Consider the following 18,356-nt stretch of genomic DNA (forward strand, 5'->3'; position numbering starts at 1 on the left):
TCACACCGACTGGCTGGTCATCACTCGATTCGATCCCCGGAGCTGGGAGCGCAGTTCGGGGGTCAAAATCTGGCCCACGCGCTCGACGAGCAGGGCCATCTCGTAGGCGATCAGTCCCATGTCGCACTGCGGCGCGGCCAGCACGGTCAGGCAGGAACCGTCGCTGATGGCCATTTGCAGCATCAGACCGCGCTCCATCTCCACGACCGTCTCGACCACGGTGCCCGCTTCGAAGCATCGCGCGGCTCCCTGGGTCAGGCTGAGCAGCCCGGACGCGACCGCCGCCAACTGATCGGCCCGGTCGGTCGGGAGCTTCGCCGAAGCCGTCAGCAGCAGCCCGTCCGCCGATACCACGACGGCGTGGGCGACACCCGGCACGCGTTCGGTGAAATCCGTGACCAGCCAGCCGAACTGGCCGGGTTGGGATTGGTGTGAGTTCATACGGGCACGTTCTCCTCACTGGTTCGGTTGCTCGCCATTCGGCCGCAGGCTGTGCTTTCCTTCCCGAGCACCGCGCTGGAAACTGTTCAACCGCCCGCGCAGCAGGTCGGCATCGCGCCGCGAGTGGTCGGGAGCATCGGTGCTGCTGCTCGCGGCGGACCGGGACTGCGGGGTGCGCCGGGGGAGGCCGGATTCGGTGTGCTCGGTGAGCGGATGGTCGGCCTCCGGCTGGTCGCCGCCCCCCTCGTTCGAGGTGTGTTCGCCGCCCTGACGATGGCGGCCCCGGCGCAGTCCTTCTTGGAAGCTGGCGAACCGGTCGCGGGCCACGGCGGGATCCCTCGGCTGCTGCGGCGGTGGCTCCGGGCGTGCGTTGTGGACGCTGCCCGCCACCAGATGCGCCTGCGGAATGCGGACCGGGAGGCCCGCAGGGGTGTAGTCCGCCGGCTCGGCGTTGGCCACCTGCTCCGCTCGGCGCTGCTCCAGGTCCGCGGTGAAGTGCCAGCTCTCGCCTTTGGGAGGTGGCGAGGAGGGGAACCTTCCTGTCACATCTGAGAGGAAAGTTCCCTTGCTGTCACAGCCGTCCCCACCCGAAGGCCACCGAGGCTGAGGTGGCTGGTTCGGGAGGCTGCGGAACCACGCCGACGACAGCGCGTCGATGACGACCGTGTCGTCGTCGTGTTCCGGGCGTTGCAGCGGGATCGAAGCGGGCGCGTCGCCTGCGGGCGCGTCGGGTTCCGGTCGGAAGAGGTGGAAGCCGTTGCGCATTCCGGGCTCGGCATCGCGCTCGGCTGCGGCCCAGTCGAACTCGTGCACCAGCGTGGGCTCGGCGGGGTCGGGTGCGCCGGGCAGCGCGGGCAGTCCGTTGGTCATCGCGGCCAGCGGTGGCAGGGAGACGAGCAGGTCGGCGGGCAGCTGGACGGTGGCGTGGACGCCGGTGTCGTCGGCGCCCGCCTGCAGGTGCACGCCGATGCGGTGGCGCGTCGCGAGCCTGCCGACCACGAACAGCCCCATCCGCCGCGAGGTGGACGGGTCGATCTCGCCGTCGCTGGCCAGCCGCTGGTTGGCGGCGGTCAGTTCCGCGATGCTCATCCCGATGCCCTGGTCGACGATCTCGATGACGATCGCGCCGTCGTCGAGCTCGAAGCCGGAGACGACCACCTGGGTGGTCGGGGCGGAGTACTGCGCCGCGTTGTCGATCAGCTCGGCCAGCAAGCGCACCACGTCGCTGGCCGCGTAGCCGACCACGCCGACGGCGGGCACCCGGTGGACGACCACCCGCGGGTATTCCTCGATCTCGGACACGGCGGCGCGGATGAGGTCGGCGGGCGAGGTGGGGTGGACGAAGCGGCGAGCCGGATCGGTCCCGGACAGGACCATGAGGTTCTCGTTGTTGCGGCGCATCCGGGTGGCGAGGTGGTCGAGCTGGAACAGCGTCTCGAGCTGGTCCGGGTCCTCTTCGTCGCGCTCGAGCTGCTCGAACAGCCGCAGCTGGCGTTCCAGCAGGCTCTGGCTGCGCCGCGAGACGTTGACGAACGAGTCGCTGTAGGCGCGGCGCAGTTCGGCCTGCTCGGAAGCGAGGTTGACGGCCTGCGTCTGCACCGCGTCGAACGCCTGCGCGACGTCGCCGATCTCGTCGGTGGTCTCCACCGGCACCCGGCGGATCATCGTGGGGCGGCGGCGTCCGGCGCGGATGTCGGTCACCGCGCGGGGGAGCTGGTGGGTGGCCGCGTCCAGGGCGCTGCGCCGCAGCAGGTCCAGCGACGCGACGAGCTGCCGCGTCACCAGGATCACGACGGCACTGGCGATGAGCAGCGCGGACAGCAGGATGACCGAGTCAACGCCGGCCAGGTCGCTGGCGGCGTCCTGCAAGGTGAAGGCGGTGTGCAGGATCCGCTGGTCCACCGCCGCCTGCAAGGCGCCGATCGCGGCGAGCGCCGTCCGCGATTGCTCCTTCCACCCGGACGGGGAGAACAGCGGTGAGGACGTCCCGGACGATTCCTCGCCGCGCTCGGCCATCGCGAGCTGGACCGCGGATTCGCGGGCGGGCACGTCCGGCTCGGCGTAGAGCCGGTCGTAGCGGTTGCGCAGGTCGGCGCTGGCCGAGGCGCGGAACTCCTTGACCGCCGCGGTCCGGCGGGCCTCGCTGGCGGACAGCTTCGCGAGCGTGTCGCTGCTGAAGTGCCGGTTGTTGAGCCCGGTGAGCACCAGCGCCTGCTGGAGCTGGATCTCCTCGCTGATCTTGGCCAGCTCGTGCGCGGTGGTGGCCCTGGCGACCAGTTCGGCGGAGGAGATCTGGCTGATCAGCGTCCGGTCGAGCGCCATCAGCCCGCCGATGACGTCGGTGTAGGAGCTGGTGACCACGTCGGGGTCGACCTCGGTGCCGAGCACGTCGCGGCGCAGGCCGGCGAGCTCGTCCAGCAGTCGTTCGGCGTCGTTCCGGGCGAACCGCACCGCCTCGCTGTCGGGGACCGCGTCGAGCGCGCTGCGGGCGGTGCGGACCGCCCGTTCGGAAGCGCGGTGGTACCCGTCGGGCTCGTCGGTCAGGAAGCGCGGCGCGGTCAGGTATTCGGCGGCCTGGCTGCGTTCCCGCTGGAGTTCCACGATGCTCGTGCGCACCGCCCCGGCGGCGGCCACGATGTGCTCGATCTCGCGGTACTCGTCGGCCCGCAGGATCTGGTCGCGGATCTGGACCACGCCCAGCGCCAAGGCGAAGACCACCGGCACGAGGACCACCGCGGTCAACTTGACCGGCAGTTTCCAGTTGCGCCACTTGGTGATCCGTTCGCGCCACGTCGGTGCGGCGTGTTCCTGGGCGTCTTCCCGGATCGCGCTCGCAGGGGAGTTGTCGAGTCCGCTGCTCACGACGCAGTCCTTTCCCGCGCGGCTGGATTTTCGGCGGCAGCGCGTTCGTGTTGTGGGCAGTACGGGCCCGTCCGTGGTGCGCGGCGGCTCTCACCCGAGGGTCGCAGCGCGGTGCACGGGTGAGGGTTGCGTTCGGTTCCCGGGAACGGGCTGGTCTTCCCGTGATCCGCGGTCGTGCCGGATGCCAATTCTTGGCCGGTTGTCGGTTGCCGAACTTTACCCGATTGCCCGAATGCTCCTCGCTCTTCGCTCGCAATGCGCTGACCAGCGATGATGGGTGTCCGGTGGGTGGTCGGCGCGGAAGGTGTCGCGGTCGTGGAACCGAGCTGCGCACGGCGCGTGGTCGAAGTGCGAGGAAACGGGTTCCCGAATATCACCCGATGGTTGAAGCGGCGATGTCGTGATTTCGTTCCGAGGTGGAGCCCGCTTTGGCTTCTGCGCCGAACAGGCCTCCGGGTGGTGGTGGAAAAAGCGCACGCGGACCGAGGTCCAGCGGGTCGTGATGAATTCTTTTCAGCTTGGTGCGGCGGTTGTCTGGCGACCGGCGATGCTGACGAAGCGTGACCGCCCAATTCATCAATGTGTGTGCAGCGTCGTCGCAGGTCTCGGGAAAACGAGCATTGCTGGCTAGAATTCCGCCCTGGTCGCGGTTCGGTTCCTCCGCCCGGATGTACGTCGAGTCGGCGGTCGTGCGTCCGGGGGACGGTCGGTGCTCGGAAATGCCGTCGCGAAAGGACAGAGGAAAGGACGCATGCCCCAGCCCACCCGCACCTCGCCCCGCCAGCCCGCCGACCCACCGGCGACGTTCGGCGAGATCGGCCGGGCGCCGGCCCGGGACCCCGGTGCCCCGCCCGACTTCGCCGCGATCGCCGCGAGCCCCGAGTTCCAGGACCTGCGCAGGCGGCAGCGTCGGTTCATCTTCCCGATGACCTCGCTGTTCCTGCTCTGGTACATCGGCTTCGTCGTGCTGGCGGCGTACCTGCCGGAGCTCATGGCCGTTCGCGTGGTCGGCGTCATCAACGTCGGCCTGCTCCTCGGCCTCGCCCAGTTCCTCAGCACGCTGCTGATCACCGCGCTCTACGTGCGCTTCGCGACCCGCGTGATCGACCCGCGGGTGCGCGAGATCCACCTCGAGGCCACCGGGGAGGAACCGCGGTGATCGACGCCAATCCGGTGCTCAACGCCGGGATCTTCGGCCTCTTCGTGCTGATCACGCTGTACATCGTCTACCGGGTCAGCAGCCGAGGCACCGCCAGCGACTACTTCGCCGCCGGTGGTCGGTTCACCGGTGCGCAGAACGGCATCGCGCTCTCCGGCGACTTCCTGTCCGCCGCCTCGTTCCTCGGCATCGCCGGGGCGATCGCGGTGCACGGCTACGACGGCTTCCTGTACTCCATCGGCTTCCTGGTGGCCTGGCTGGTCAACCTGCTGCTCATCGCCGAGCCGCTGCGCAACACCGGCCGCTTCACGATGGGCGACGTGCTCAGCTTCCGGATGCGCCAGCGCCCGGTGCGGGCCGCCGCGGCGGTGTCCACGATGATCATCTCGGTCGTCTACATGGTCGCGCAGATGGCCGGCGCGGGCGGGCTCGTCGCCTTGCTGCTCAACGTGCACAGCGCTCAGGGCCAGGCGGTCGTGATCGTCGTGGTGGGCGTGGTGATGGTCGCCTACGTGCTCATCGGCGGGATGAAGGGCACCACCTGGGTGCAGATCATCAAGACCAGCCTGCTGCTGCTGTGCGTCGTGCTGATCACCCTGTTCCTGCTCGGCAAGTTCGGGTTCAACATCAGCTCGCTGTTCCAGCAGGCGGCCGCGAACAACCCGCTCGGCGAGCGGATCCTCGAACCCGGCGCGCAGTACGGGCAGACCCCGCTGAGCCGGATCGACTTCCTCTCCCTGTCGCTGGCCCTGGTGCTCGGCGTCGCGGGGTTGCCGCACGTGCTGATGCGCTTCTACACCGTGCCCAACGCCCGGCAGGCGCGGCGCTCGGTGGTCTGGGCGACCAGCGGGATGGCGCTGTTCTACCTGTGCACGCTGGTGATCGGCTACGGCGCCGGTGCGCTGGTCGGCAGCGAAGCCGTTCTCGGTGCGCCGGGCGGGGAGAACTCCGCCGCGCCGCTGCTGGCCTACCGGATCGGCGGGACCGTGCTGCTCGGAATCGTCGCCGCGGTGGCGTTCGCGACGATCCTCGCCGTGGTCGCGGGGCTGACGCTGACCGCCTCGGCCTCCTTTGCCCACGACGTCTACGCCAACGTGATCAAGCGGGGCAACGCCGAACAAGACGCCGAAGTCCGCGTCGCCCGGTGGACGGCGCTGGTCATCGGCGCGGGCTCCATCCTCGGCGGCATCCTCGTCAACGGGCAGAACATCGCCTTCCTCGTCGGCCTGGCGTTCGCCTTCGCCGCCTCGGCGAACTTCTCCACGCTGCTGTTCAGCCTGTTCTGGCGGCGGTTCAACACCACCGGCACGCTGTGGGGCATCTACGGCGGATTGGCGTCCTGCCTGGTGCTCGTCGCGTTCTCGCCGGTGGTGTCCGGCGCGCCCGACGCGGTCCTGCCCGACGTGGACTTCGCCTGGTTCCCGTTGAGCAATCCCGGCATCGTGTCGATCCCGGTCTCGCTGCTGTGCGGCTACGTCGGCACGTTCGTCGGCGAGGGCGTCAGCAGGCGGCGCAGTGCTGAGATGGAGGTGCGCGCCCTCACCGGCATCGGCGCTTCGTGAGTGGCAGCAGGGGAACTTTCCTCCCATGCGTGACAGGAAGGTTCCCCTGCTGCCACCGGCGACAGGAAGGCTCCCCTGCTGTCACCAGCGACAGAAAGGTTCCCCTGCTGTCACTCGAACAACGACCAGAGTCCGGTGAGCAAGGCGCGTATCTCGCTGGTGCGGGGAGCCGGGGGCAGGCCATGGGTGGTGACGGGCTCCTCCACCGGTTGCTGGAGCACCAGCGTTGCCGGGCCTGGCGGGAGCACGGTGATGTCACCGCAGGGAGGCCCGGCCGGGATCATCCGGTGCGCGGCCGCACGGGGGCTGGGGTGTCCTTTCTGGTCACCTCCGGATCCGCTCGGCGGCTGTGGCCGGCCGTCGGAGTCGGTCGTCGAGCGGGAACCGACAAGTTCGTGGGGTCCCGATCGGCACAGGTGGACCTCCGCCCGTGGTTCCCCGGTTGCGTGGGCCACTTGCGGTGAAAGCGAGCAGGCGAGCGACAGGAGGCCTGCGGCAGCAGCGCGTCGACGCCGGTTCACGTCGGGTCTCCTCGATGGCGGGCGAGTCGGCGAGAGGTGCGTGGACCATTCCGCCGAGCGGGACTGTGTTGATCATGTCAACGGAGTGGTCTTGAAGTCCACTGCTCCGTGTTCAGGACCGACGGCCTTCCTGCCGCGATCGTCGCAGGTCATGGCGGGTACGCCGATCGTCGGCGGAGGTGTTATGGGTAGCCGACGGTGGGGATAACCGGTCCTTAACCGGTCACCGGCCGATGGCCTACCGCCGCGACCGGTGGGCTTCCGCGCGATGCGGTCCTGTGGGGTTCGCCGCGACCGTAGGCTGGCGTTCCCAACCGTCCGATCCGAGGAGTGATGTGGGTTCGGCGAGTCAGAGCCCGTGGGAGCCGGTCCGGAAGATCCGCGCCTACGAGCAGGTGATGGCACAGATCGAGCAACGCATGCTGGACGGCCTGCTGGCGCCCGGCGATCGGTTGCCCAGTGAGCGCGAACTCTCGCAGCTCCTGGGGGTGAGCCGACCGTCGTTGCGCGAAGCACTGCGCGTGCTCGAAGCGCTCGGGATCGTCGAGGTGCGCGTCGGGCGGGGATCGGATGGCGGCACCGTCTTCGTCGGAACCCCGGGGTCCGGATTCGCGAACCTGCTGCGGATGCAGCTCGCGCTCGGGCATTTCGGCGACGGCGATGTCCTGCGCACCCGTTCGATGCTCGAAGAGTGGGCGATCGTGGAAGCCTCTGCCCACGCGGGGGAGCAGGACTTCCGCGAGCTCGAAGCCTTGCTCGGCGAGATGGATGCGCCGGAGCTGACCGCGCGCGGCTTCAACCGCCTCGACACCGAGTTCCACGTCCGCCTCACCGAAGCGACCGGCAATGCGCTGGCGTCGTACTTGATGAGCTCGTTGCGCATGGCCATTCAGCGCAACATGATCGAGGCGTACGAGAAGCTGCCGGACTGGCGCCGGACGGCCAGGTCGGTGCAGGAGGAGCACCGGGCGATCCTGCACGCCGTCCGCACTGGTGACACGCAGCGCGGTGTGGAGCTCGTGCGTCATCACATCATCGACTTCTACGCCGTTGGGCGGCCGTGAACCCGGTGGGAGGAAGGTTCCCCTGCTGTCACTCCACTCCGTTCGCGCGCACCGTTGGTGAGCGTTCCGCGGCTGTGCGGTTCGCCGGGGTGGCGGTCAGTGCCAACGTCATGAAGGTGCTGTTCGGGCTCGGCGCGTAGTCGGCGAACGGAGGGCATGCGGTGAACCCCGCGCTGGTGTACAAGGTCCGTGCCGGCGCGAAAGCGGACATGGATCCCGTTTCCAAGCTGACCCTGGCCAGCCCGCGTTCGCGAGCGATTCCGAGTAGGTGGGTGACCATGGCCCGTCCGACCCCCCTGCCCGCGTGCTGCTCGCGCGGTGTGCATCGACTTGATCTCCGCGTGGTGGTCATCGAGCTCCTTCAACGCACCGACGGCGAGGAGTTGGCCGCCGGTGCGGTAGCTCCAGAACGTGACCGCGGGATCCAGCAGGCCGTGGAGGTCCAGTGCGTGGACGTCCTCGGGTGGACTGTGCGTGCGGGTGAACTCCCAGTGGTGTTCCAGCAGCGCGCGCACGTCGGCCGCGCGAGGGTCGTCCAGCGCGATCACGGTCTCGGGCACGCCTGGAGGTTACGAAGCCCGCGTTTCGTGCGGATCACCGATTCGAGAAGCCGGGATGCACGTTCCTGTGGTGTCGGACACGCTGCGTAGGCGAGTGTCGGTCGGCGCCAGAAAACGAGAACGCCCCTGCTGGCATCATGCCTGATCAGGGGCGTTCACATGTCTTCGCTGGGCGCCCTCGGCAGGACTCGAACCTGCGACACCTGCCTCCGGAGGGCAGTGCTCTATCCGCTGAGCTACGAGGGCCCGTCGTTTTCGACGTTGACTAGCTTAGCGCACGCCTGCGGCCAGTTGTGCCGGGGGTGGGCCCTGTTGTTCGCGTGCTGCTCATCGGCGGTTTTCGTTCCTGAGGTGGCAGCAGGGGAACCTTCCTGTCACGGATGAGAGGAAGGTTCCCCTGCTCGCGTCACCCAGGTTGCACTCATGCGCACTTGACTATATATCTTGGGGTGTCGACGAGAGGAAGTGATCATGGGGCACGGACACGGGCACGGCTCGGCTGCTGATGCGGCCAGCGCGTCGGGGCGGTACGTCACACGACTGGCATGGTCGTTCGGAATACTGCTCGTCTTCTTCGTGCTCGAAGCCGTGGTCGGCTTCATGACCTCTTCGTTGGCGCTGCTCTCCGACGCCGGTCACATGCTGACCGATGTGCTCGGGGTCGGCATGGCGTTGGCGGCCATCACCGCCGCCCGCAGTTCCGTCGGGGACAAGCGGACCTTCGGCCTGTACCGGATGGAAGTGCTGGCCGCGCTGGCCAACGCCGTGCTGCTGTTCGGCGTCGCCGGCTACATCCTCTACGAGGCGATCGGTCGCTTCCGGGAACCTCCGGAGGTGGCTGGCCTGCCGATCATGTTGACGGCTGCGGTCGGCTTGCTCGCCAACCTCGTGGTGTTCGCGCTGCTGCGCAGCGGCTCCAAGGAGAGCCTCAACGTGCGCGGGGCCTACCTGGAGGTGCTAGCCGACACCATCGGGTCCGTCGGGGTGCTGATCGGCGGCTTCGTGACCTGGGCATTCGGCTGGTACCTGGCCGACCCGATCATCGGTGTGGCGGTCGGGCTGTTCGTGCTGCCCCGGACCTGGCGGCTGGCGCGGCAGGCGCTGCGGATCCTGGTCCAGCAGGCCCCCGAAGGCATCGACGTGACGGAGCTCCGCGCGGAGCTCGCGGCACTGCCTTCGGTCGCTGAGGTGCATGACGTGCACGTGTGGACCCTCACGTCCGGCATGGAGGTGGCTTCCGCGCACCTGACCATCCGGACCGGCGCAGACCACGGCGGCGTGCTGACGGCAGCGCAACGGTTGCTTTCGGAGCGGTACGAGATCGAACACGCCACCTTGCAGGTCGAACCGGCCGAGTGCGCTCGCCGTTGCCAGGAGCTGACGTGGTGACAGCAGGGGAACCTTCCTCCCACCTGTGACAGGAAGGTTCCCCTGCTGCCACCCGCCGCAAGCAGGCGAAAGGGCCGGCGCTCGGGTGGAGCACCGGCCCTTTCGGGTGGGTAGGGGCGGGTCAGCCCGTGGCGAGGGGTGTGGCGTCGCGGTCGCCGAGCATGCGGCGCATGAGGTCGCTCTCGGTGGCCTGCGAGCCGAGCATGTTGGTCGCCAGGTTGCGCACGGCGGGCAGCGCGGCGTGCTGCGCGCCGTGGCGGGCCATCGGGGCGCCGCCCTCGTGGTGGCGCAGCATGAGCTGGAGGAAGTAGACGTCGAACTCGGGGCCGCGCAGCCCTTGCAGCCGGGAGAGCTCCTCGCTGCTGGCCATGCCGGGCATCAGGCCGCCGCTCGGCGTCGAGGGGGCCTGGCCCCGGTGGTGCTGGTGGCCGTCGCTGCCGCTCATCCAGGTCATCGGTGGGCCGACGGCTTGGGCGGGCTGGTGCCACAGGCTCAGCCACCCCTGCATCCGGCCGATCTGGTCGCGCTGGTTGGTCTCGATGTCGAACGCGAGCTGCCGGACGGCGACGTCGTGGCCGAACTCGCGGGCCAGCGTGGCCATGGTGACCGCCTGCTGGTGGTGGACGGTCATGTCCTGGGCGAAGCCGATGTCGACCGCGGTCGGCCGGGGCTCGGCGCGGTCCGCCTCGGGGACCTTGATCAGGAGCCCGAGGGTGGCGCCGAGCAGCAGCAGGGCCACCGCCGCGGCGACCGCGACGAAGATCCGCGCGGACAGCGGTCGCCGGGGCGGTTGCTCAGCGGCCACGGCTCACTGCCCCATGTCGCCGGCGGGGGCGGTGCCGCTGGTGGCGTTCATCGGCACCGCGCCGGGACCCGGCGGGGCGGGGTTGAAGGCGGGCGGGTCGTTGGTGTTGAACGCGCCCGGGTAGGCCTGGCAGGAGCCGCCGATCTCGGGGTAGACGCCGTGCCCGTTGAGCCGCAGCGCGGTGATGAACTGGTCGATCCGCTCGTCGTCGGCGTTGTCGACCTTGAGCTGGTGCCCCCAGGACTGCACGGAGATGGGGCTGTCCATCCCGGGGAAGGGCGACATCATGGTGTAGGGCTTGCCGTCGACCCGGGCTTCGAGCTTGGCCAAGGCGTCGGGGCCGACCCGCGCCGGGTCGTAGGTGATCCACACGGCGCCGTGCTCCAGCGAGTGGACCATGTTCTCGGTGCGCACCGGCTCCGGGTAGACGACACCGGTGCAGTCGGCCCAGATGCCGTCGTGCGGTCCGCCGAACGGCGGCGACTGGTCGTAGGCGACGCGCTGGTCGGGGCGCACGTGGATCTGGCCCTGGTAGTCGACGATGGTGACGCCGGGGATGTCCTTGGACGGGTCCGGGTTCTCCGGGCTCGGCTTGAACGGCGCGCTGGCCTTCTCGGCCTCCGCCTGGGCCTGGCGGACGTCCGCGTTGTCCTGCCACCGGGTGAACACGAACCCGAAGATCACGGCCGCGAACACGACCACCACGGTGATCCCCGAGACCAGCACCCAGGGGAAGGAGCGCTGTGCGACCACCGGGCCGCGGTTACTGCTCTTCTTTGCCATGCTCGTCGGACCTCGTCTCGCCAGCCGTGTCGGGAGCTGATCACCAGTCTAGAGACCGGCGCCACCCCCGGTTCCCGCCTGTGTACACCACGGTCCGCCGAAACGCGATCAGCCGTTCACCCGGCGTGTTGGACCGGCTCCGCCGCACCGCAACCCGGCCGCTGAACAGCGCGGACGCATCCTTAAACTCCGAGAGGTGACTCCTGCCGCGCTCGCTGAACTCGTCCGCACCACCGCCGTCGACGTCCTGGCCGCCCGAGGGCTGGACACCTCCGTGCTGCCGGAGGCGGTGACCGTGGAGCGACCCCGCAATCCCGAGCACGGCGACTACGCGACGAACGTGGCGATGCAGGTCGCGAAGAAGGCGGGGGTGCCGCCGCGCGAGCTGGCGGGCTGGCTGGCCGAGGCGCTGACCGACAACGCGTCGATCGCCGAGGTGGACGTCGCCGGTCCGGGCTTCCTCAACCTGCGGCTGGCCGCCGACGCGCAGGGCCAGATCGTGCGCGACGTGCTCGGCGGCGCCGACGCCTACGGGCAGGCCGACCTCTACCGGGGCCTGAAGGTCAACCTGGAGTTCGTCTCGGCGAACCCGACCGGCCCGATGCACCTCGGCGGCACCCGCTGGGCGGCCGTCGGCGACGCCCTCGGCCGGGTGCTCGCCGCGCAGGGCGCCGAGGTGACCCGGGAGTACTACTTCAACGACGCGGGCGCGCAGATCGACCGGTTCGTGCGCTCGTTGCTGGCCGCCGCGCGGGGCGAGCCCGCGCCGGAGGACGGCTACGGCGGGTCCTACGTGGCCGACATCGCCGCCGCCGTGCTCGACGCGGAACCGGGCGCCCTGGAGCTGCCCGAGGGCGAGCGGCACGAGGCGTTCCGCCGGATCGGCGTCGGGCTGATGTTCGACGAGATCAAGCGGAGCATGCACGACTTCGGCACCGACTTCGACGTCTACTTCCACGAGGACTCGCTGCACACCTCCGGCGCGGTCACCGAGTCCGTGGAGCAGCTCAAGACCTCCGGGCACGTCTACTTCGCCGACGGGGCCTGGTGGCTGCGCTCCACCGAGTTCGGCGACGACAAGGACCGGGTGCTGATCAAGAGCGACGGCGCGCCCGCCTACATCGCCGGGGACGTGGCCTACCTGCGGGACAAGCGGCACCGCGGCTTCGACCTGTGCGTCTACATGCTCGGGGCCGACCACCACGGCTACATCGCCCGGCTCAAGGCCGCCGCCGCGGCCTTCGGCGACGACCCGTCGGTGGTGGAGGTGCTGATCGGCCAGCTCGTGAACCTGGTCAAGGACGGCAAACCCGTCCGGATGAGCAAGCGGGCCGGCACCGTGGTGACGATGGAGGACCTCGTCGAGGCCGTCGGGGTGGACGCCGCCCGCTACTCGCTGATCCGCTCGTCGGTGGACTCCGCGCTGGACGTCGACCTGGACCTGATCAGCAAGCGCAGCAACGACAACCCGGTGTTCTACGTGCAGTACGCGCACGCCCGGCTGTCGTCGTTGCAGCGCAACGCGGCCTCGCTGGGCATCGACCGGGGGCCGGTGGCCGAGGCCGACCTCGCGCTGCTCACCCACGACCGCGAGGGCGACCTGATCCGTACCCTGGGCGAGTACCCCCGGGTCGTGCGGTCCGCCGCGGAGCTGCGGGAACCACACCGCATCGCCCGCTACCTGGAGGACGTCGCCAGCGCGTACCACAAGTTCTACGACGCGTGCCGGGTGCTGCAGCCCGGCGACGACCAGGCGACCGCGCTGACCACCGCCCGCCTCCACCTCTGCGAGGCGGCCCGGCAGGTCCTGGCCAACGGGCTCGGACTGCTCGGCGTCAGCGCACCGGAACAGATGTAACGAGCTATCAACCGGCCTGCCCGCAGGCCGTCCGAAGGAGCGTCCGCCATGCGCGCCCATCCCGCCGGGCCCCGGCACGCCGATGTCGTGCCGCCCGGCAACACCGCTGGCCCCGTTCCGGCCACCACGCAGGACCTCGACGAGCTGCACCCCCTGGTGTGGCCGCGCGGCTGCGCCCGGAGCGAGGACGGCGCCGTCCGCTTCGCCGGGGCCGACGTCCGCGAGCTGGCCGAGGAGTACGGCACCCCGCTGTTCCTGTTCGACGAGGACGACTTCCGGTCCCGCTGCCGGGACTACGCCACGGCGTTCGGCGACCCCGCCTCGGTGCACTACGCGGCGAAGGCGTTCCTGTGCACCGAACTGGCCCGCTGGGTCGGCGAGGAGGGCCTGAGCCTGGACGTGTGCAGCGGCGGCGAGCTCGCGATCGCCTTGCGCGCCGACTTCCCCGCCGAGCGGATCACCTTCCACGGCAACAACAAGTCGACCGAGGAGCTGGCCGCGGCGGTGGACGCCGGGGTCGGGTCGGTGGTGCTCGACTCGTTCCACGAGATCGCCCGGCTGGAGCACCTGGCCGCCGAGCGCGGGGTGCGCCAGCGGGTGCTGGTCCGCGTCACGGTCGGTGTCGAAGCGCACACCCACGAGTTCATCGCCACCGCGCACGAGGACCAGAAGTTCGGCTTCTCGCTGGCGTCGGGGCAGGCCGCCGAGGCCGCGCACTGGGCGATCAAGTCGGAGTCGCTGGAGCTGGTCGGGCTGCACAGCCACATCGGGTCGCAGATCTTCGACGTGGACGGCTTCGAGCTGGCCGCGCACCGGGTGGTGCGGCTGCTGGCCGACCTGCGCGCCGAGCACGGGGCCGACGCGGTGGCGTCGGTGACCACCGTGGACCTCGGGGGCGGGCTCGGGATCGCCTACACCGCCGCCGACGACCCGCTGCCGCCCGCGGAGCTGGCGTCCCGGCTGCGCGAGATCGTCGGCAAGGAGTGCGCCGACGCCGGGTTCGAGCCGCCGCAGATCGCCGTCGAGCCGGGCCGGGCCATCGTCGGGCCGGGCATGATCACCGTCTACGAGGTGGGCACCACCAAGGACGTCGACCTCGACGGGGGAGCGGTGCGCCGCTACGTCAGCGTCGACGGCGGCATGAGCGACAACATCCGCACCTCGCTGTACGGGGCCGGCTACGACTCCCGGCTGGTCTCCCGGAGCGCCGAGGCGGGCCCGGCGCTGTCCCGCATCGTGGGCAAGCACTGTGAGTCCGGTGACGTAGTGGTGCGCGACTGCTGGTTGCCGGAGGACATTGCTCCGGGGGACCTGCTCGCCGTCGCGGCGACCGGTGCGTACTGCTACTCGATGGCCAGCAACTACAACCGGTTGCCCAAGCCGCCGGTGGTCGCGGTCCGCGAGGGCCGCGCGCGGCTGCTGCTGCGCAGGGAGACCCAGGACGACCTGCTCCGGCTGGAGGTGTGAGTGAACGTCAACCGTGAACCCATCAGGGTCGCGCTGCTGGGCTGCGGCACCGTCGGCACCGAGGTGCTGCGCCTGCTGCAGGACCAGCCCGAGGAGTTCGCGGCCCGGACCGGTGCGCCGATGCAGGTGACCGGGGTCGCGGTGCGCCGGCCCGACAAGCACCCGGAGGTGCCGCCGGGCCTGCTCACCGCCGACGCCTCCGCGCTGGTCGACGGCGACGTCGACGTGGTGGTGGAGCTCATCGGCGGCATCGAACCGGCCCGGTCGCTGCTGCTGCGGGCGCTGCGCTCGGGCAAGTCGGTGGTCACCGCGAACAAGGCGCTGCTGGCCGAGCACGGTTCGGAGCTGTACGCGGCGGCCGACGAAGCCGGTGTCGACATCTACTTCGAGGCCGCGGTGGCCGGGGCCATCCCGCTGCTGCGCCCGCTGCGGGAGTCGCTGGCCGGGGACCGGATCCACCGGGTCATGGGCATCGTCAACGGCACCACGAACTACATCCTCTCGGAGATGGACGCCACCGGCGCCGGGTACGCCGAGACGCTGGACGAGGCCGGTCGCCTGGGTTACGCCGAGGCCGACCCGACCGCGGACGTGGACGGCTTCGACGCCGCCTCCAAGGCCGCGATCCTGGCCTCGCTGGCCTTCCACACCCGGGTCACCGCCAGCGACGTGCACCGCGAGGGCATCTCCGGGGTCACCCCCGGCGACCTGGCCGCGGCCCGGCAGCTCGACCGCACCGTGAAGCTGCTGTCGATCTGCGAGCGGGTGGTCGACGAGGACGGCGGCGAGTCGGTCTCGGCCCGGGTGCACCCGGCGATGATCCCCAGCACGCACCCGCTGGCCCGGGTCGGCGACGCCTACAACGCGGTGTTCGTCGAAGCCGAGGCGGCCGGCGAGCTGATGTTCTACGGGCGCGGCGCCGGTGGCGCGCCGACGGCCAGCGCGGTGCTCGGCGACCTCGTCGCGGTGGCCCGCAACCGGGTCGTCGGCGGGCGCGGGCCGCGCGAGTCGGCGCACGCGAAGCTGCCCGTGCAGCCGATGGGCAAGACCCCCACCCGCTACCACGTGAGCCTCGACGTGGCGGACAAACCCGGGGTGCTCTCGCAGGTCGCCTCGACGTTCACCGACCACGAGGTGAGCATCTCGGTGGTGCGGCAGCAGGGGCGCGGGGCGGACGCGAGCCTGGTGGTGGTCACCCACACCGCCGCCGACGAGGCATTGAGGTCCACAGTGGAAAGCGTCGCGCGACTGCCGGTGGTGCGCGACGTGGTCAGCGTGATGCGCGTGGAAGGTGAACCGTCGTGACGTCGAACATCCAGGATGCCCAGGTGCGCTCCGGGGCCGGCTGGCCGGGCCTGATCGAGGCGTACCGGGGCCGCGTCGCGGTGCCCGACGGCGCCCGGGTGGTGACGCTGCGGGAGGGCGGCACCCCGCTGGTCCCCGCCCACCACCTCTCCGAGCTGACCGGCTGCGAGGTGCACCTCAAGGTCGAGGGCGCCAACCCCACCGGTTCGTTCAAGGACCGCGGCATGACGGTGGCCATCACGCACGCGCTGGCGGCCGGCAGCAAGGCCGTCATCTGCGCCTCCACCGGCAACACCTCCGCCTCGGCCGCCGCCTACGCCGCGCGCGCCGGGCTGACCTCCGCGGTGCTGGTGCCGCAGGGCAAGATCGCGCTGGGCAAGCTCGCCCAGGCGGTCGTGCACGGCGCGAAGATCCTGCAGGTGCAGGGCAACTTCGACGACTGCCTCGAACTGGCCCGCAAGACCTCCGCCGAGCACCCGGTGACCCTGGTCAACTCGGTGAACCCGGTGCGCCTGGAGGGCCAGAAGACCGCGGCCTTCGAGATCGTCGACACCCTCGGCCGCGCCCCCGACGTGCACTGCCTGCCGGTGGGCAACGCGGGCAACATCACGGCCTACTGGAAGGGCTACTCCGAGTACGCCGAGGACGGGATCATCAGCGGCACCCCGCGGATGTTCGGCTTCCAGGCCGCCGGCGCGGCGCCGCTGGTGCACGGTCGGCCGGTCACCGAGCCGGAGACCCTGGCCACCGCCATCCGGGTCGGCAGCCCCGCCTCCTGGGACGGCGCGTCGAAGGCCAAGGACGCCTCCGGCGGGCTGTTCGCCGCGGTCACCGACGACGACATCCTGCACGCCTACCGCACGCTGGCGTCCCGCGAAGGCGTGTTCGTCGAGCCCGCCTCGGCCTCCAGCGTCGCCGGCCTGCTGGCCAGCGCCGCCGACGGCACCCTGCCCCCCGGTTCGGTCGTGGTCTGCACGGTGACCGGGCACGGCCTGAAGGACCCGGACACGGCGCTGTCGGGCATGGTCGAGGTGGAGCCGCTGCCGGTGGACCCGGAGGCGGTGGCCACCGCGCTGGAGCTGCGGTGAGGGCCTCGGCCGACGCGCGGTTGCCGGTCGGCTCGGTGCGGGTCGAGGTGCCCGCGTCCAGCGCCAACCTCGGCTCCGGGTTCGACGCCCTGGCCGTGGCGCTGTCGCTGCACGACACCGTCGAGGCCGAGATCGTCGACGGGCCGCCCGGCTCCGCCCGGGTGACCGTCGAGGGGCAGGGCGCCGGACGGGTGGCCACCGACGAGCGGCACCTGGTGGTGCGCGCGGTGCACCGGGCGCTGGCCGACCTCGGCCACCCGGCCCCGGCGCTGAGCCTGTTCTGCCGCAACGCCGTTCCGCACTCGCGGGGGCTCGGGTCCTCGGCCGCCGCGCTGGTCGCGGGATTCGCCGCCGGGTACGCGCTGGCCGGGCTGGACCCGACGGCGCAGCCGACCGCCGCCCGGGTGCTGCAGGGCGCTGCGGCGTGGGAGGGCCACGCCGACAACGCGGCGGCCAGCCTGTACGGCGGTGCCGTGGTGGCCTGGCAGCAGGACGGCCGGTTCGACGCGGTGCGGATGCCCGTGCATCCGGACGTGCACCCGGTCGCGCTGGTCCCGGACTCGGAATCGGCCACCCACACCACCCGCGGCCTTCTGCCCGAGCAGGTGCCGCACGCCGACGCCGCGTTCGCCGCGGGCCGCACCGCGCTGGCGGTGCACGCCCTGACCCGCGACCCGTCGCGGCTGCTGGCCGCTACCGAGGACCGGCTGCACCAGGCGTACCGGGAGTCGGCCTGGCCGGACACGTACGCGCTGGTCCAGCGGTTGCGCGCGGCCGGGGTGCCCGCCGCGGTCTCCGGCGCGGGCCCGACCGCGCTGGCGCTGACCTCCGGCGGCGCGCTGCCCGGGGAGGTCCCGGTGGCGGGTTTCCGGGTGCTGCCGCTGCCGGTGGACGACGCCGGCGTGCGCGTGGTGGCCTGAGCACCTCCCGCCGGGAGGCCCCGGCGGGAGGACCGGCCACCCCGGAGTGGTACAAAGGAGGTGTCGGGGCCGTGAGGTGCGGCTCCGACGGCACGACCAGCGGAAGCGCGCCGCGCTCCCGGGGGGTTGTTGCACCTGGCTCACAGGGCGTCTACCCTCAAGGTCAATCAGTCACCGCGCGCAGGGCGCCGGTGCTCCATCCGGAACATCGTTTCCGGAGCGCATCTTCTCGCTGTGAAAGGGCTTCACCCGACCACGGGTGAAGATCAAGTTGGCGGGGTTCCGATCGCGGTGACCGAGGCAGGGGTTGTCAACTCAATCGAGTTCGCTTCACGCCCATCGACGGGGTTCATCGTTGCCGAAGTAGGGGCGGGGGCCTTAGATTCCACGCTGTGGCCCCCGTGGTGACCACGACACCGCATGGTCGGGAGCCGTCCCGGTCGGATCCCGCGGATCTGCCCGCAGGGCAGCTGCGGCAACCGGGTCGTTCCCCGAACTCGATCGAATCGACAGATCCTGAAACGAGGCGGCAGCAGGGCGTGCATCGGCGGGTGTGGATCGGAGTGGATGCG

At 70.9% G+C, this 18,356-nt stretch carries 14 protein-coding genes, 1 tRNA gene and 1 pseudogene; 9 read left to right on the forward strand and 7 right to left on the reverse strand.

Going from position 1 to position 18,356, the window contains the following annotated elements; all coding sequences use genetic code 11:
- Window positions 1-441, reverse strand: a complete 441-nt coding sequence (locus ABD976_RS25685) for a roadblock/LC7 domain-containing protein (RefSeq protein WP_345367610.1) — start codon at window positions 439-441, stop codon at window positions 1-3.
- Between the two features lie 15 nt (window positions 442-456).
- The gene (locus ABD976_RS25690) at window positions 457-3,303 is read right to left on the reverse strand and encodes a sensor histidine kinase (RefSeq protein ID WP_345367612.1); all 2,847 of its coding nucleotides are present in this window, start codon (window positions 3,301-3,303) and stop codon (window positions 457-459) included.
- 751 nt (window positions 3,304-4,054) lie between these two features.
- Between ABD976_RS25690 and ABD976_RS25695 the strand changes: the two genes are divergently transcribed.
- The 3 genes from ABD976_RS25695 (at window position 4,055) to ABD976_RS25705 (ending at window position 7,609) form a co-directional block, all read left to right on the forward strand.
- Window positions 4,055-4,462 carry a DUF485 domain-containing protein gene (locus ABD976_RS25695; RefSeq protein ID WP_345367614.1) on the forward strand — a complete coding sequence of 136 codons (408 nt, stop codon included), beginning with the start codon at window positions 4,055-4,057 and terminating at the stop codon, window positions 4,460-4,462.
- The gene (locus ABD976_RS25700; protein ID WP_345367616.1) at window positions 4,459-6,024 is read left to right on the forward strand and encodes a solute symporter family protein; all 1,566 of its coding nucleotides are present in this window, start codon (window positions 4,459-4,461) and stop codon (window positions 6,022-6,024) included. Before ABD976_RS25695 ends, ABD976_RS25700 begins: the two co-directional genes overlap by 4 nt.
- A gap of 919 nt (window positions 6,025-6,943) precedes the next feature.
- Complete coding sequence (locus tag ABD976_RS25705) at window positions 6,944-7,609, forward strand: FadR/GntR family transcriptional regulator (RefSeq protein ID WP_345367618.1); 666 nt, start codon at window positions 6,944-6,946, stop codon at window positions 7,607-7,609.
- Window positions 7,610-7,637: 28 nt separating this feature from the next.
- Here the strand turns inward: ABD976_RS25705 and ABD976_RS25710 are convergent, their stop codons facing one another.
- The 3 genes and pseudogenes from ABD976_RS25710 to ABD976_RS25720 form a co-directional block, all read right to left on the reverse strand.
- Entirely contained in the window at window positions 7,638-7,961 is a 324-nt protein-coding gene (locus ABD976_RS25710; RefSeq protein WP_345367824.1) for a GNAT family N-acetyltransferase, read from the reverse strand.
- 1 nt (window position 7,962) lies between these two features.
- Window positions 7,963-8,169, reverse strand: a pseudogene (locus ABD976_RS25715) (GNAT family N-acetyltransferase); the annotation flags it as partial.
- A gap of 173 nt (window positions 8,170-8,342) precedes the next feature.
- Window positions 8,343-8,415: transfer RNA gene (locus tag ABD976_RS25720), tRNA-Arg, on the reverse strand.
- 225 nt (window positions 8,416-8,640) lie between these two features.
- Between ABD976_RS25720 and ABD976_RS25725 the strand changes: the two genes are divergently transcribed.
- Entirely contained in the window at window positions 8,641-9,558 is a 918-nt protein-coding gene (locus tag ABD976_RS25725) for a cation diffusion facilitator family transporter (protein ID WP_345367620.1), read from the forward strand.
- A 121-nt stretch (window positions 9,559-9,679) separates the two neighbouring features.
- Here the strand turns inward: ABD976_RS25725 and ABD976_RS25730 are convergent, their stop codons facing one another.
- Together ABD976_RS25730 and ABD976_RS25735 are read right to left on the reverse strand one after the other, a co-directional pair.
- Window positions 9,680-10,363, reverse strand: a complete 684-nt coding sequence (locus ABD976_RS25730; protein WP_345367622.1) for a DUF305 domain-containing protein — start codon at window positions 10,361-10,363, stop codon at window positions 9,680-9,682.
- A 3-nt stretch (window positions 10,364-10,366) separates the two neighbouring features.
- Window positions 10,367-11,146 carry a thioredoxin-like domain-containing protein gene (locus ABD976_RS25735; protein WP_345367624.1) on the reverse strand — a complete coding sequence of 260 codons (780 nt, stop codon included), beginning with the start codon at window positions 11,144-11,146 and terminating at the stop codon, window positions 10,367-10,369.
- A 196-nt stretch (window positions 11,147-11,342) separates the two neighbouring features.
- Between ABD976_RS25735 and argS the strand changes: the two genes are divergently transcribed.
- Genes argS through thrB form a run of 5 tightly spaced genes read left to right on the forward strand, consistent with a single transcriptional unit; the run spans window position 11,343 to window position 17,784 of the window.
- A complete protein-coding gene (gene argS / locus ABD976_RS25740) occupies window positions 11,343-13,004 on the forward strand; it encodes an arginine--tRNA ligase (RefSeq protein ID WP_345367626.1) in 1,662 nt (553 codons plus the stop codon).
- A 48-nt stretch (window positions 13,005-13,052) separates the two neighbouring features.
- Window positions 13,053-14,471, forward strand: coding sequence for a diaminopimelate decarboxylase (gene lysA / locus ABD976_RS25745; protein WP_345367628.1), 1,419 nt, complete (start codon window positions 13,053-13,055; stop codon window positions 14,469-14,471).
- Window positions 14,472-15,776: a homoserine dehydrogenase gene (locus ABD976_RS25750; protein WP_345367630.1), complete on the forward strand. Its 1,305-nt coding sequence runs from the start codon at window positions 14,472-14,474 to the stop codon at window positions 15,774-15,776.
- Complete coding sequence (gene thrC, locus ABD976_RS25755) at window positions 15,773-16,864, forward strand: threonine synthase (RefSeq protein ID WP_345367632.1); 1,092 nt, start codon at window positions 15,773-15,775, stop codon at window positions 16,862-16,864. Before ABD976_RS25750 ends, thrC begins: the two co-directional genes overlap by 4 nt.
- Window positions 16,861-17,784, forward strand: coding sequence for a homoserine kinase (thrB, locus tag ABD976_RS25760; RefSeq protein ID WP_345367633.1), 924 nt, complete (start codon window positions 16,861-16,863; stop codon window positions 17,782-17,784). Before thrC ends, thrB begins: the two co-directional genes overlap by 4 nt.
- The last annotated feature ends 572 nt before the right edge of the window (window positions 17,785-18,356 follow it).

The sequence above is a fragment of the Saccharopolyspora cebuensis genome, from assembly GCF_039542665.1.
In the GTDB taxonomy this organism is placed as follows: domain Bacteria; phylum Actinomycetota; class Actinomycetes; order Mycobacteriales; family Pseudonocardiaceae; genus Saccharopolyspora; species Saccharopolyspora cebuensis.

Coding starts and splice junctions, on each gene's coding strand:
- ABD976_RS25685 (WP_345367610.1), bottom strand. CDS start 441: ATGAACTCACACCAATCCCAACCCGGCCAGTTCGGCTGGCTGGTCACG.
- ABD976_RS25695 (WP_345367614.1), top strand. CDS start 4,055: ATGCCCCAGCCCACCCGCACCTCGCCCCGCCAGCCCGCCGACCCACCG.
- ABD976_RS25705 (WP_345367618.1), top strand. CDS start 6,944: ATGGCACAGATCGAGCAACGCATGCTGGACGGCCTGCTGGCGCCCGGC.
- ABD976_RS25710 (WP_345367824.1), bottom strand. CDS start 7,961: ATGACCACCACGCGGAGATCAAGTCGATGCACACCGCGCGAGCAGCAC.
- ABD976_RS25725 (WP_345367620.1), top strand. CDS start 8,641: ATGGGGCACGGACACGGGCACGGCTCGGCTGCTGATGCGGCCAGCGCG.
- ABD976_RS25735 (WP_345367624.1), bottom strand. CDS start 11,146: ATGGCAAAGAAGAGCAGTAACCGCGGCCCGGTGGTCGCACAGCGCTCC.
- lysA (WP_345367628.1), top strand. CDS start 13,053: ATGCGCGCCCATCCCGCCGGGCCCCGGCACGCCGATGTCGTGCCGCCC.